Annotated in this window: 11 protein-coding genes and 1 riboswitch; of the genes, 4 read left to right on the top strand and 7 right to left on the bottom strand. The window is 69.7% G+C overall.

Annotation, left to right across the window (positions count from 1 at the left end):
• The first annotated feature begins 129 nt into the window (after positions 1-129).
• Both ACFY9I_RS34445 and def read left to right on the top strand, forming a co-directional pair.
• Positions 130-1,179 (top strand): tetratricopeptide repeat protein, encoded by a 1,050-nt coding sequence (locus ACFY9I_RS34445; protein ID WP_391008836.1) that lies wholly within the window; start codon positions 130-132, stop codon positions 1,177-1,179.
• A 137-nt stretch (positions 1,180-1,316) separates the two neighbouring features.
• Positions 1,317-1,967, top strand: coding sequence for a peptide deformylase (def, locus tag ACFY9I_RS34440; protein WP_391008833.1), 651 nt, complete (start codon positions 1,317-1,319; stop codon positions 1,965-1,967).
• 78 nt (positions 1,968-2,045) lie between these two features.
• Here def and ACFY9I_RS34435 read toward each other — a convergent pair whose 3' ends face one another.
• Positions 2,046-3,008 (bottom strand): helix-turn-helix domain-containing protein, encoded by a 963-nt coding sequence (locus tag ACFY9I_RS34435; protein ID WP_391008830.1) that lies wholly within the window; start codon positions 3,006-3,008, stop codon positions 2,046-2,048.
• A gap of 126 nt (positions 3,009-3,134) precedes the next feature.
• On the opposite strand from ACFY9I_RS34435, the gene ACFY9I_RS34430 reads away from it, so the two are divergent.
• The gene (locus tag ACFY9I_RS34430; RefSeq protein WP_391008827.1) at positions 3,135-3,335 is read left to right on the top strand and encodes a hypothetical protein; all 201 of its coding nucleotides are present in this window, start codon (positions 3,135-3,137) and stop codon (positions 3,333-3,335) included.
• A gap of 137 nt (positions 3,336-3,472) precedes the next feature.
• On the opposite strand, the gene ACFY9I_RS34425 is transcribed toward ACFY9I_RS34430, so the two are convergent.
• The 6 genes from ACFY9I_RS34425 to ACFY9I_RS34400 form a co-directional block, all read right to left on the bottom strand.
• Entirely contained in the window at positions 3,473-4,483 is a 1,011-nt protein-coding gene (locus ACFY9I_RS34425; RefSeq protein ID WP_391008825.1) for a ribonucleotide-diphosphate reductase subunit beta, read from the bottom strand.
• Complete coding sequence (locus ACFY9I_RS34420) at positions 4,483-6,885, bottom strand: ribonucleoside-diphosphate reductase subunit alpha (RefSeq protein ID WP_391008822.1); 2,403 nt, start codon at positions 6,883-6,885, stop codon at positions 4,483-4,485. Before ACFY9I_RS34420 ends, ACFY9I_RS34425 begins: the two co-directional genes overlap by 1 nt.
• A 144-nt stretch (positions 6,886-7,029) precedes the next feature.
• A riboswitch (cobalamin riboswitch) is annotated at positions 7,030-7,119 on the bottom strand.
• Positions 7,120-7,279: 160 nt separating this feature from the next.
• Positions 7,280-8,269, bottom strand: coding sequence for a nucleoside hydrolase (locus ACFY9I_RS34415; protein WP_391008819.1), 990 nt, complete (start codon positions 8,267-8,269; stop codon positions 7,280-7,282).
• A gap of 208 nt (positions 8,270-8,477) precedes the next feature.
• Positions 8,478-10,106: a monocarboxylate uptake permease MctP gene (mctP, locus tag ACFY9I_RS34410; protein ID WP_391008816.1), complete on the bottom strand. Its 1,629-nt coding sequence runs from the start codon at positions 10,104-10,106 to the stop codon at positions 8,478-8,480.
• Positions 10,103-10,372 (bottom strand): DUF3311 domain-containing protein, encoded by a 270-nt coding sequence (locus ACFY9I_RS34405; protein ID WP_391008813.1) that lies wholly within the window; start codon positions 10,370-10,372, stop codon positions 10,103-10,105. Before ACFY9I_RS34405 ends, mctP begins: the two co-directional genes overlap by 4 nt.
• 236 nt (positions 10,373-10,608) lie before the next feature.
• On the bottom strand, positions 10,609-11,373 hold the full coding sequence (locus ACFY9I_RS34400) for a UTRA domain-containing protein (RefSeq protein WP_391008810.1): 765 nt from the start codon (positions 11,371-11,373) through the stop codon (positions 10,609-10,611).
• A gap of 368 nt (positions 11,374-11,741) precedes the next feature.
• On the opposite strand from ACFY9I_RS34400, the gene ACFY9I_RS34395 reads away from it, so the two are divergent.
• Entirely contained in the window at positions 11,742-13,028 is a 1,287-nt protein-coding gene (locus tag ACFY9I_RS34395; RefSeq protein ID WP_391008807.1) for an extracellular solute-binding protein, read from the top strand.
• Positions 13,029-13,245: the final 217 nt, after the last annotated feature.

Genomic DNA, 13,245 nt, shown 5'->3' with positions numbered 1-13,245 from the left:
CGGGTCGGTCGAGAGACTGTCTGACCTTGCCCGCGGTGGGGTAACCCATGAGTAATGAGCGGCCCCGCATCCGTCCGTGGTTGGATGCGAGGGAGAGGGTGTACCGGGGGCGACGGCCAGCCCACTCCGATGGAACTGGCAGGCGGGAACCGTAACTGGCAGGCGGGAATCGTGAGGATCTTCGGCAAGGGACGGCATCGGCCCTCCGCCTCCTGGCGGCAGGCCACCGACCGTGCGTTCACGCTGATCGGAGACGGTCGGTACGAGGACGCGGGCGCGCTGTTGACACGTGCCGCGGACCTGGAGCCATGGCTGTCCGAGTCCTGGTTCAACCTCGCTCTGCTGCACAAGTTCCGGCACGACTGGGAGCAGGCGCGGGCGGCCGGGCTGAGAGCCGTCGCTCTGCTCGACCGGGAGACCGGGGCGCCCGACTGGTGGAACGTGGGCATCGCCGCGACGGCTCTCCAGGACTGGCCACTGGCCCGCCGGGCCTGGCAGGCGTACGGGCTGCGGGTGCCCGGGGGGGCTTCCCGGCCCAGGTCCGGAGCGGGCACCGGCGACACCGGGGAGCCCGTGGGCATGGACCTCGGCAGCGCCGCCGTACGGCTTTCCCCGGAAGGTGAGGCGGAGGTCGTGTGGGGGCGCCGGCTGGACCCCGCCCGTATCGAGGTGCTCTCCATCCCGCTGCCGTCCTCGGGGCGGCGCTGGGGCGAGGTCGTCCTGCACGACGGGGTCCCGCACGGCGAGCGGACCACCGCCGCCGGGCACGCGTTTCCGGTGTTCGACGAGATCGAGTTGTGGGCGCCGTCGCCGGTGCCGACCTGGGTGGTGCTGCTGGAGGCCGCGACCGAGGCGGACCGTGACGCGTTGGAGCGGCTCGCGGCCGACGCCGGGTTCGCCGCCGAGGACTGGTCCTCGTCGGTGCGGCTGCTGTGCCGGCTGTGCTCGGAGTCGCGGATGCCGTCGGACGAGGGCGACGGGGAGCACCTCGATCCCCACGATCACAGTGAGCCGGGACATCCCGGCCCGCTGGGGCACGTCACGGACGGGCAGTTGTGGGCGCCGGAGCGGGAATGCGGCATCGCCGCGCCGGCTTCGCTGGTGCGGGGGTTGCTGGACGGGTGGGTCGCGGACAGTCCGGACTCCCGGGACTGGCGGGATCTGGAAGAGGTTTGCTAGGGCGTCGTGAGGCCGTACGCCGCCCGTGGGCCGTGTGGGGCCGCTCGCGCCGTTCCCCGCGCCCCTGACAGGGCGCGATCCCCCGTACCCTGTACCAGGATGACAACCCTGTTTTTCTAGGAAGGCATACGTCGCTCATGGCGCAGCAGGACACCGATCAGAAGCACGCGGGCGTGCTCCCCGTGGACGACGAGGGTTTCGTCATCGACACCCAGGACTGCGAGGAGCGGGAAGCGGCCTACCGCGAGCGCGGCACCTCGCTGCCCATCACCGTCGTCGGGAACCCGGTGCTGCACAAGGAGTGCAAGGACGTCACCGAGTTCGGGGACGAGCTGGCGAAGCTGGTGGACGACATGTTCGCCAGCCAGCGGACGGCGGAGGGCGTGGGCCTGGCCGCGAACCAGGTCGGCGTGGACCTGAAGGTGTTCGTGTACGACTGCCCGGACGACGAGGGCAAGCGGCACGTCGGTGTGGTGTGCAATCCCAAGCTGGTCGAACTGCCCGCCGAGAAGCGTCGGTTGGACGACAGCAACGAGGGCTGTCTGTCGGTGCCGACCGCGTACATGCCGCTCGCCCGCCCCGACTACGCCGAGGTCACCGGGCAGGACGAGAAGGGCAACCCGATCAAGGTGCGCGGCACCGGATACTTCGCGCGGTGTCTGCAGCACGAGACCGACCACCTGTACGGCTACCTGTACATCGACCGGCTCTCCAAGCGCGACCGCAAGGACGCCCTGCGGCAGATGTCCGAGAACGAGCCCCGCTACCCCGTCGTCGCGAACGACTGAGAGGGAGAGGAACCCCACGGCGAGGCACACGCCTCACCCCACGGCGAGGCACACGCCTCGCCCTCGCCGCGTCCGCCCTCAGGCGGCCTCCGGGCCCCGGAAGGTGCGGCGGTAGGCCTGGGGCGTGGTGCCCAGGGACCGTACGAACTGATGGCGCAGTGCGGCGGCGGTGCCGAAGCCGGTGCGCCAGGCGATCGCGTCCACCGTCTCGTCCGTTCCCTCCAGCAACCGCTGGGCCAGCAGCACCCGTTGACGCAGGATCCAGCGGTACGGGGTTGTCCCGGTCTCCTGCTGGAAGCGGCGGGCGAACGTGCGCGGGGACATGTGCGCGCGGGCGGCGAGCTGCTCGACGGTGACCTCCTCGTCGAGGTGGCGTTCCATCCAGGCCAGCACCTCGCCGACCGTGTCGCACTGTGAGCGCGGCAGCGGCCGCTCGATGTACTGGGCCTGGCCGCCGTCGCGGTGCGGCGGCACCACCATCCGCCGGGCGATCTTGTTGGCCACATCCGGGCCCTGCTCCTTGCGGACGATGTGGAGACAGGCGTCGATACCGGCCGCCGTGCCCGCCGAGGTGATCACCGGGTCCGCGTCCACGTACAGCACGTCCGGCTCGACCACCGCCCGCGGATACTGCCGGGACAGCTCCTCGGCGTGCCGCCAGTGCACCGTGCAGGGCCGCCCGTCCAGCAGGCCCGCCGCGCCGAGCACGAACACCCCCGAGCACACGCTCAGCACCCGGGCGCCCCGGTCGGCCGCGCGGCGCAGCGCGTCCAGCAGCTCGGCCGGGTAGATCCGCCGCACATAACTGTCCCCGGCCGGTACGACGATGAGGTCGGCCTCGTCCAGCCGGTCCAGGCCGTACGGCGTGGAGATCGTGAACCCCGCGTGGGTCCGCAGGGTGGGGCCCTCCGCCGACGCGACCGCGAAGTCGTACACCGGCAGGCCCTCGTCGCTGCGGTCGAGGCCGAAGACCTCGCAGACGACGCCCAGTTCGAAAGGATGAACACCGTCCAGGAGGATGGCGGCCACGTTCTTCAGCATGCTGCCAGTGTGCCCCGGAAGTGGCAGGAATTCGAGGGGGTGCGGCAGTCCTGCCACTGTTTGTCAGGAGCGTGGGGCGCGACAGTGATGTCCATGGATACGACACAGCTCCAAGGACTCATCGGAATGTCAGCCGTGTTCGGACTGCTCGCCCTGGTCGTGCTGCCGGCGCTCGTCGGCGTCGTGCACGACCGGCGGATCGACCGGCAGATCAAGGAGGCACAGCGGGGCGCCGCCGCCGTCGACGGAGCACGCCCGGAGCGGCACGCCCCGGCCGACGCTCGCTGCGCCACCGCGCCCACCCACCGCGTCGCCCGTGCCGCCTGATCGCTCGTCCGCGGGGCAGCGGCCGACCCTCCGTGCGGCCGCACCTCGGCAGCCGGCGCCGACACTTCCCCGGCACGACGACGACCGTGAGGGTCACGTCGGCCGGGGACGCGGTCGCTCGGGTGACCTGGAAGGACCTAGAAGTCCTCGTCCAGGTCGACGGTGCCCTCCACCGCGACCTGATACGCGGACGGACGCCGCTCGAAGAAGTTCGTCAGCTCCTGCACACCCTGCAACTCCATGAAGGAGAAGGGGTTCTCCGAGCCGTAGACCGGCGCGAAGCCCAGGCGTGTCAGCCGCTGGTCGGCGACGCACTCCAGGTACTGCCGCATCGACTCGGTGTTCATGCCCGGCAGCCCGTCACCGCACAGGTCGCGCCCGAACTGCAGCTCGGCCTCCACGGCCTCCTTCAGCATGTCCGTGACCTGCTGCTGGAGCTGGTCGTCGAACAGTTCCGGCTCCTCCTTGCGCACAGTGTCGACCACGTCGAAGGCGAAGCTCATGTGCATCGTCTCGTCGCGGAACACCCAGTTGGTGCCCGTCGCCAGACCGTGCAGCAGGCCCCGGCTGCGGAACCAGTAGACGTAGGCGAAGGCGCCGTAGAAGAACAGGCCCTCGATGCACGCGGCGAAGCAGATCAGGTTGAGCAGGAAGCGGCGGCGGTCCGCCTTGGACTCCAGGCGGTCCAGCTTCTCCACCGAGTCCATCCACGTGAAGCAGAACTGCGCCTTCTCCCGGATGGAGGGGATGCTCTCCACCGCCGCGAAGGCCGCCGTACGGTCCTCCGGATCGGGAAGATAGGTGTCCAGGAGCGTCAGATAGAACTGGACGTGGACGGCCTCCTCGAAGAGCTGGCGGCTCAGGTAGAGCCGGGCCTCGGGGGAGTTGATGTGCTTGTAGAGGGTCAGCACCAGGTTGTTCGCCACGATCGAGTCGCCCGTCGCGAAGAAGGCGACCAGGCGGCCGATCAGGTGCTGCTCGGCGGGGGAGAGCTTGGCCAGGTCGGCGACGTCCGAGTGGAGGTCGACCTCCTCGACGGTCCAGGTGTTCTTGATCGCGTCCCGGTAGCGCTCGTAGAAATCCGGATAGCGCATGGGGCGGAGAGTCAGCTCGAAGCCGGGGTCGAGGAGATTCTGGTTGCTGGGCATCACTGACAGGCCTCGCAGGACTCGGGGTTCTCAAGGGAGCAGGCGACGGCAGCCGGGTCGGCCGACTGCTGCACGGGGACGGTGTTCTCGGGCCGGACCGGGGCCGGCGCCTGGCCCTGTGCCGCGCGGGCGATGCGGGTCGCCGGGCGGGAGCGCAGGTAGTACGTCGTCTTCAGGCCCGACTTCCAGGCGTACGCGTACATCGAGGAGAGCTTGCCGATGGTCGGCGTCTCCAGGAACAGGTTCAGCGACTGGGCCTGGTCCAGATACGGGGTGCGGGCGGCGGCCATGTCGATCAGGCCGCGCTGCGGGATCTCCCACGCCGTGCGGTACAGCGCCCGTACGTCGGCCGGGATCCACGCGAAGCCCTGCACCGAACCGTTGGACTCGCGCAGCGCCTCACGGGTGCGGGCGTCCCAGACGCCCAGCTCCTTCAGGTCCTTCACCAGATACGAGTTGACCTGGAGGAACTCGCCGGACAACGTCTCGCGCTTGAACAGGTTGGACACCTGCGGCTCGATGCACTCGTACACACCGGCGATGGAGGCGATGGTGGCGGTGGGCGCGATGGCGAGGAGGAGGGAGTTGCGCATGCCGGTCGTCGCGATGCGCTCGCGCAGGGCCGCCCAGCGCTCCGGCCAGGTGAACTCGACGCCGTAGTGGTCGGGGTGCAGCACACCGCGAGCCGTACGGGTCTTCTCCCAGGCCGGCAGCGGGCCGTTGCGTTCGGCGAGGTCGGCGGAGGCCTCGTACGCGGCGAGCATGACGCGCTCCGCGATCCGTGTCGACAGCGCCTTCGCCTCGGGGGAGTCGAAGGGCAGGCGGAGCTGGAAGAAGACGTCCTGGAGGCCCATCGCGCCGAGGCCGACCGGGCGCCACTTGGCGTTGGAGCGGCCCGCCTGCTCGGTGGGGTAGAAGTTGATGTCGACGACGCGGTCCAGGAAGGTGACGGCCGTGCGGACGGTCTCGTCCAGCCGCTCCCAGTCCATGTCGCCGGTGGCACGGTCGACGAACGCGCCCAGGTTCACCGAACCCAGGTTGCAGACGGCGGTCTCCCCGTCGTCCGTGACCTCCAGGATCTCCGTGCAGAGGTTGGAGGAGTGCACGACATGGCCCGGCTCGGCCGTCTGGTTGGCCGTGCGGTTGGCGGCGTCCTTGAAGGTCATCCAGCCGTTGCCGGTCTGCGCGAGGGCGCGCATCATGCGGCCGTAGAGGTCACGGGCCGGGATGGTCTTCCTCGCCAGGCCGTTCGCCTCCGCCGCGCGGTACGCGGCGTCGAACTCCTCGCCCCACAGGTCCACCAGCTCGGGCACGTCGGCCGGGGAGAACAGCGACCACGGCTCGTCGGCGTTCACCCGGCGCATGAACTCGTCCGGGATCCAGTGCGCCAGGTTCAGGTTGTGCGTACGCCGGGCGTCCTCACCGGTGTTGTCGCGCAGCTCCAGGAACTCCTCGATGTCGGAGTGCCAGGTCTCCAGGTAGACCGCGGCGGCGCCCTTGCGCCGGCCGCCCTGATTCACGGCGGCGACCGAGGCGTCCAGGGTCTTCAGGAACGGCACGATGCCGTTGGAGTGCCCGTTGGTGCCCCGGATCAGCGAACCGCGGGAGCGGATGCGGGAGTACGACAGACCGATGCCGCCGGCGTGCTTCGAGAGGCGGGCCACTTGGTGGTAGCGGTCGTAGATGGAGTCCAGCTCGTCCAGCGGGGAGTCCAGGAGGTAGCAGGACGACATCTGGGGGTGCCGTGTACCGGAGTTGAAGAGGGTGGGGGAGGACGGGAGGTAGTCGAGGCGGCTCATCAGCCGGTAGAGCGCGGCGACTTCGTCCACGGACCGTGCGGTGTCGTCCTCGGCGAGGCCGGCGGCGACGCGCAGCATGAAGTGCTGGGGCGTCTCGACGACCTTGCGGGTGATCGGGTGCCGGAGGAGGTAGCGGCTGTGCAGGGTGCGCAGACCGAAGTAGCCGAAGCGGTCGTCGGCGGCCGGGTCGACGAGGGCGTCGAGGCGCTCGGCGTGGACGCGGACGAACTCGGCCGTACGGTCGGCGACCAGGCCCTCCCGGTGGCCCACCGCGATGGACTCCGTGAACGTCGTGACCCCCTGCGAGGCGGCCTCGGCACGGATGCCGACGGCCAGCAGACGGGCGGCCAGCTTCGAGTAGGCGGGGTCCTCGGAGATGAGGCCGGCGGCCGCTTCCGTGGCCAGCTCGCGCAGCTCTACGACCATCTCGGCGGCGTCCGTACGGGCGGACCGGCCGCGCAGCGCGGCGGCGGCGACCCGGCCGGGGTCGGCGTCGGGGAGGTCGGCGGTCAGCTCGGTCAGGGTCCGCAGCAACGCGGTACCGGGAGCGTCGGTCTCGGTCGCCGGGTCGGCTGAAACCGGTTCGGCTGGCGCGATGGTCACGTGGGGCTCTCCCTCGCTCGGCTGGGGACCTCGCGGAGGGCATGAGGCAGCACACGAGCGCACGGGGCGTCGCGTCCACCGGCCCATTCCGCGAGGCCCGGACGTCAGGGCACCCGGACCGGACGGCCGGGCGCACTGTCGGCAGGCGTTCGGACTGAACGGGCGTGCGCGAAAGGGCATGAACGCACGCGAGTACACCGTTGCGGGACAGTTCCGGATTCGCACCGGATTCCCCTGCGGCGACAGCGAGCATGAGCATACATCTTGTGCCGGGCCGCGGTGCCACCCCCAGATGTTGTGTCCCGTCGACTTCGGAGCGTGTCAGGGCGTCAACTCAGGGGTGCGGAGCGCGAGGTCGTCCAGGGCCCGGCCCGTGGGCGGGGCGGGCCGTCCTTCAGCCCAGCCCGGGCCACCGCGGCAGTGTCGTCACGAAGTCCTCGCCGAAGTCGCGGGTGCCCGGGCCCAGGGCGACGCGGCCGGTCGTGCGGAGGCGGGCGGTCAGGGCGGGGGACTCGGAGTAGTAGACGCGTCGGGCACCGGTCGGCACGAAAACGGTCTGGCCGCGCGTGAGTTCGCTCGCGCACTCCACGACGACGGCGCCCTCGGCCGCCTCGACGAACGCCTCGTCCCCGCAGACGCCCACGGCCAGCGGATCGTGCAGCGGGCAGGTGCCGTCTCCGCCGTGGCGGGTGTAGGCGTCCATGTACGTGCGCATCAGACGGGCGGCGAGAGCCGTGCCCGGGCCCGCGGCCTCCAACGCGCCGAGGTCGGCGGGGCGGAACAGGCAGCGGTGCGAGGCGTCCAGGTCGACCATGGTGAACGGGATGCCGGAGGAGAGGACGACCTCGGCGGCGTCCGGGTCGGCCCAGATGTTGAACTCCGCGACCGGTGTGAAGTTCCCCGGCACCTGCGCGGCACCGCCCATGAACACGAACTTCCGGACCCGGTGGGCGACATCGGGGTCCTCCAGCAGGGCGATGGCCACGTTGGTGAGGGGGCCGGTGGCACACACCGTCAGCTCGCCCTCGTACTCCCGCGAAAGCCGCAGCAGGGCCTGCGCGGACGACTCCGTCGGGTGCGGGGCCGTGGAGTCGGGCAGCGTCTCGTCGCCGAGGCCGGCCGGGCCGTGGAATGCGGAGGCCTCCCGGTAGGGGAGTTGGGACAGAGGGCGGCCGGCGCCTCGGTGGACCGGGACGTCGGCGTCGATACGGAGGGCTCGGGCGAGGGCTCGGGCGTTGGTGTAGGTCGCCTCGGCGGGGAGGTTACCGCCGACCGATGTGTAGGCCTTGAGGTCCCACAGCCCTGTGCCGAGGAGGTACTGCAGGGCCACGGCGTCGTCGATACCGGGGTCGCTGTCGAGGACGATCGGGGCGCGAACGGTCACCGGGTCAGCCTAGCCGGGTGTTTTTCGCCCCCGGCCGCCCCTACCCGTCCCATCCACGTCCCGTCCCCAGGGGCTGCGCCCCTTCGACGCCGGGCCGCACCCGACAACGAACCCCTTGGGGTCGAAGGGGCAGCGCCCCTGGGGACGGGACGGGTAAGGGCGGCCGGGGGCGAAGAACACCCCCCGGCCGCCCTGGGACCGCAGCCTTCTAGTGCCCCGCCCCTGCCGTGGCCGGAGGCAGTTCCACCTGGACGCCCGCGTCACCGGCGTCGGCCGTGTAGTCCTCCGGCTTGGTCTCGTCGATGCCGTCGGGCGCCTTGACCGCCCGCAGGACGAACGTCAGGACCACCGTGACCACCACGTTGAGCACGAACGCCGTCAGACCGATGTAGCCGATCTCCCCGATCCCCGGGATCTCCGCGGAGGACCCACCGAAGTGCTTCTGCGTCGGCGAGGCGACACCGTACGCCGCGACCGTGCCGTACAGCATGCCGACCGCCCACCCCGCGAGCAGCGCCCAGCGGTGGAACCAGCGGGTGAAGAGGCCGCCGACGAGGGCCGGGAAGGTCTGGAGGATCCAGATGCCGCCGAGGAGCTGGAAGTTGATGGCGACCGTCTTGTCCATCGTCAGGACGAACGCCAGTGCGCCGACCTTCACCAGCAGCGACACCAGCTTGGAGACCTTCGTCTCCTGCGCCGGTGTGGCGTCCGGCTTGATGAAGTCCTTGTAGATGTTGCGGGTGAAGAGGTTCGCCGCAGCGATGGACATGATCGCCGCGGGGACCAGCGCACCGATACCGATCGCGGCGAAGGCGACGCCCGCGAACCAGTCGGGGAACATCGTCTCGAAGAGCTGAGGGATCGCCAGCTGCCCGTTCTGCACCTGGATGCCGGCCGCGATCGCCATGAAACCCAGCAGGGCCAGCAGGCCCAGCATCAGGGAGTACAACGGCAGGATCGTGGTGTTGCGGCGGATGACCTCGCGGCTCCTGGACGACAGCGTCGCCGTGATCGAGTGCGGGTACATGAAGAGCGCCAGCGCCGAGCCGAGGGCCAGCGTCGCGTACGTCCACTGGTTGGCATCGCCCGGGACGAGGGAACCGCGCGGCTTGTCCGTCGCCGGGTTGGTCTGGCTGTACGCCTCGCCCGCCTTGGCGAAGATGTCGTCGAAGCCGCCGAGTTTGATCGGGATGTAGATGATCGCCACCGCGATGACGATGTAGATCAGGGTGTCCTTCACGAACGCGATCAACGCGGGGGCCCGGAGACCGGACGAGTAGGTGTACGCGGCCAGCACACCGAAGGCGATCAGGAGCGGCAGGTCCTTGATGAACCAGTTGGTGTCCTCGCCGCCGCCCACGCCCATTACGTCGAGTACGGCCTGGATGCCGACCAACTGGAGCGCGATGTACGGCATCGTCGCCAGGATGCCGGTGAGGGCCACGGCCAGGGACAGGCCCTTCGAGCCGAAGCGACCGCGTACGAAGTCCGAGGTCGTCACATAGCCGTGCTTGTGGGAGACCGACCACAGCCGGGGCAGGAACGTGAAGATCAGCGGGTAGATCAGGATCGTGTAGGGCACCGCGAAGAAGCCGGCCGCGCCCGCCGCGTAGATCGCCGCCGGTACGGCGACGAACGTGTACGCGGTGTAGAGGTCGCCGCCGAGCAGGAACCAGGTGACCCAGGTGCCGAACGACCGGCCGCCGAGGCCCCATTCGTCGAGGCTGTGCTCGTTCTCGGCCTTGCGCCAGCGAGCGGCGAGGAAGCCCATGACCGTGACGGCCAGGAAGAAGAAGATGAAGACGGCGAGCGCGACGCCGTTCACGCCGTCCTTCACCGGGAGGCACCCCCGCCCCGTGCCTTGGACTTGCGGGCGCGCTGGTCACGCTGCCACAGGACGTACGCGATGCCGGTGAGCGCGGTGGAGATGAGCACCCAGGCCATCTGGTACCAGTAGAAGAACGGGATGCCCATGAGCACGGGGTCCGTCTGGGCGTAGGAGCCGACCCAGAGCATCGCCACGAACGGGGCGAACAAACACAGGGCGATGACCACTCTGACAGGTGTGACCACCGGTGGTCCCACTTCAGGCGCTTTTGACATGTACCGGTTCCGTCCCCTCGCTGATCACCACTGATCACGGTTTGGCGCGGAGGGAAATGTAAGGGACGGGTTCCGTCGTTTGGAACCCCCTGTCCGGATAACGGATGCGGAGGTTCTGTGTCCAGCGGTGCCGGAACCCCTGGTGAGCAGGATCCGCAAGCCCTGTCGGCAGCACCGTCCTGCCGCTCCGGCGGAGGGGAGTGAGCCCGTGAAGACGGGTCCGCCGCCCCGGCTGCTCAGTCCTGCGGCCGCTTGAGCCGGGCCACGAACTTGTACCGGTCGCCCCGGTAGACCGACCGCACCCACTCCACCGGCTGCTCGTCCTTGTCCAGCGAGTGGCGGGAGAGCATCAGCATCGGCAGGCCAACGTCCGTGCCCAGCAGCCCGGCCTCGCGCGGGGTGGCCAGGGAGGTCTCGATCGTCTCCTCGGCCTCGGCGAGATGGACGTCGTACACCTCGGCGAGAGCGGTGTAGAGGGAGGTGTACTTGACCAGCGACCTGCGCAGCGCGGGAAAACGCTTGGCGGACAGATGGGTCGTCTCGATCGCCATGGGCTCGCCGTTGGCCATGCGCAGGCGCTCGATGCGCAGCACGCGGCCGCCTGCGGTGATGTCGAGCAGCCCCGCGAGGGTGTCGTCGGCGGTGATGTAGCCGATGTCGAGGAGCTGCGAGGTCGGTTCGAGGCCCTGGGCCCGCATGTCCTCCGTGTACGAGGTGAGTTGCAGCGCCTGGGAGACCTTCGGTTTGGCGACGAACGTGCCCTTGCCCTGGATGCGCTCCAACCGCCCCTCGACGACCAGCTCCTGGAGAGCCTGCCGCACGGTCGTGCGCGAGGTGTCGAACTCGGCGGCGAGTGTGCGCTCGGGCGGCACCGGGGTGCCGGGCGGCAGCGTCTCGGTCATGTCGAGCAGGTGCTTCTTCAGGCGGTAGTACTTGGGCACGCGTGCGGTACGGACGGTCGCCCCGTTCTCGTTCTCCGCACTGCTGACGTCGGTGCTCATGCTCCGCCTTCCCGGCTCCTAGTGGCGTGATCCTTCTGTATACCCGCACAGCCCCCGCTGGTCTAGTCCACGAAGGCTCCTCCGTCGACCCGCTTCGGCGGGGTGCAGTGGTCTACCTGAAGAGTGTGGCTGAACCGCGCTGTTTTCGCTGGCTCATTACATAAAGGTTCTTGCATATGTAGGTCGCATAACGGCTGGTGGGAGGTGGTTCGAGGGCTCTTGACAGGGGGATTGGCACGGGTCAAGCTCCGGCGTACTGGTCTACACCATTGGTCCAGGTCCCGGCCCCATGGGCGGTACGTCTGTCACCGCGGGGAGCAGGGGGGTTTGTGGCATCCCTGAGGAATGGCATCCCTGAGGAGGGTGGCGTGAAGAGGAAGCTGACGACCGCGATCTGTGTCGCGGGCATGATGGTCTCCATCGCGGCGTGCGGGGGCGGCGGGAGCGGGCGTGAGAGCTCCGACACGGGGGCGGACACCAAGGAGCTGACCGTCTGGCTCACGGTGGACGCGCAGAACAACTGGCCCGAGCTGGTCAGGGCCGCCGACGCGGCGGTCGAGAAGAAGCACCCCGGGATCACCATCAAGCACGAGTACTACGGCTGGCCCGACAAGAACGCCAAGCTCGACGCCGTCCTCGCCACCGACAAGGCCCCCGACGTGGTCGAGATGGGCAACACGGAGATGCTCGCCTACCTGGTCAAGGGTGCCTTCGCCCCCCTCGACCCGGAGAAGTTCGACAACGCGGGCGCCTGGCTGGACGGCCTCAAGGCCTCCGTCACCTATGAGGGCAAGACCTACGGCGTCCCCTACTACGCCGGTGGCCGCGTCGCCAACTGGCGCAGGGACGTCTTCGCCGCCGTGGGCGTCAAGTCCCCGCCGAAGACGTACGCGGAGCTCACCTCCGCCCTCGACAAGGTCCAGAAGAAGCGGGGCGACAAGTTCAGCGCCTGGTACCAGCCCACCCGCGACTGGTACGCGGCCATGTCCTTCGTCTACGACGCCGGCGGCTCCATAGCCGTCGAGTCCGGCGGCGAGTGGAAGGCCAACCTCTCCTCACCGGAGTCCGTGAAGGGCCTGGACGAGTTCAAGAACGTCGTGGACTCGTACATGCACGGCGACAGGACCAAGGACGAGTCCGACCGGTACATCGTCTACGGCCAGGGCAGGTCCGGCATGATCTTCGCCCCCGCCTGGGAGGGCGCGACCGCCGCGGCCAAGGAGAACGACAAGACCGGCAAGCTCGCCGGCAACGTCGAGAACTTCGTGATGCCCGGCCCGTCCGGCAAGAACCTGCCCGTCTTCCTCGGCGGCAGCGACCTCGCCGTCCCGGTGAAGTCCGACGCGCGGACGGTCGCCGCCGAGTGGATCAACGCCTTCACCGGCTCCGCCGGCCAGAAAGGGCTGATCGAGAAGGGAAACCTGCCCAACAACAGGACCGACCTCGCCACCCTCAAGGACGACCCGGCGACGGCCGTCCCGGCCACGGCCGCCGAGTCCAACTGGTTCGTGCCCATGGCGCCCGGCTGGGGCCAGGTCGAGAAGGCGCAGATCCTGCAGACCATGCTGCAGAACATCGGCACCGGCAAGAAGTCGGTCGAGGAGGCCGCGAAGGAAGCGGACGCCGAGATCGACAAGGTCATCAACAACGAGTGAGGGTGACCTGCCGGTCGGGCCCGGTCGTCGTGGCCGGGCCCGGCCGGAGGCGCCACCCCTGGCCCACGGGTGTGACCCGGGTCCGGCCGGTGGGTGATTCACAAAAGTGCCGCGGCGGTGCCGGGTCGGTGCCGGTGCGTCGTGGCCGGCCGCGCGGTTCCCCCGCGCCCCTTACGGGGCGACGCTGACGGGGCGCTGATCGGCTGCCTCTTCCTTT

The organism is Streptomyces sp. NPDC012510 (assembly GCF_042955065.1).
Lineage (GTDB): Bacteria > Actinomycetota > Actinomycetes > Streptomycetales > Streptomycetaceae > Streptomyces.
The sequence above is the reverse complement of the archived record's forward strand: the minus strand, read 5'-3'. Positions and strand labels throughout refer to the sequence as shown.

Coding starts and splice junctions, on each gene's coding strand:
- ACFY9I_RS34445 (WP_391008836.1), top strand. CDS start 130: ATGGAACTGGCAGGCGGGAACCGTAACTGGCAGGCGGGAATCGTGAGG.
- def (WP_391008833.1), top strand. CDS start 1,317: ATGGCGCAGCAGGACACCGATCAGAAGCACGCGGGCGTGCTCCCCGTG.
- ACFY9I_RS34435 (WP_391008830.1), bottom strand. CDS start 3,008: ATGCTGAAGAACGTGGCCGCCATCCTCCTGGACGGTGTTCATCCTTTC.
- ACFY9I_RS34430 (WP_391008827.1), top strand. CDS start 3,135: ATGTCAGCCGTGTTCGGACTGCTCGCCCTGGTCGTGCTGCCGGCGCTC.
- ACFY9I_RS34425 (WP_391008825.1), bottom strand. CDS start 4,483: ATGCCCAGCAACCAGAATCTCCTCGACCCCGGCTTCGAGCTGACTCTC.
- ACFY9I_RS34405 (WP_391008813.1), bottom strand. CDS start 10,372: ATGTCAAAAGCGCCTGAAGTGGGACCACCGGTGGTCACACCTGTCAGA.
- ACFY9I_RS34400 (WP_391008810.1), bottom strand. CDS start 11,373: ATGAGCACCGACGTCAGCAGTGCGGAGAACGAGAACGGGGCGACCGTC.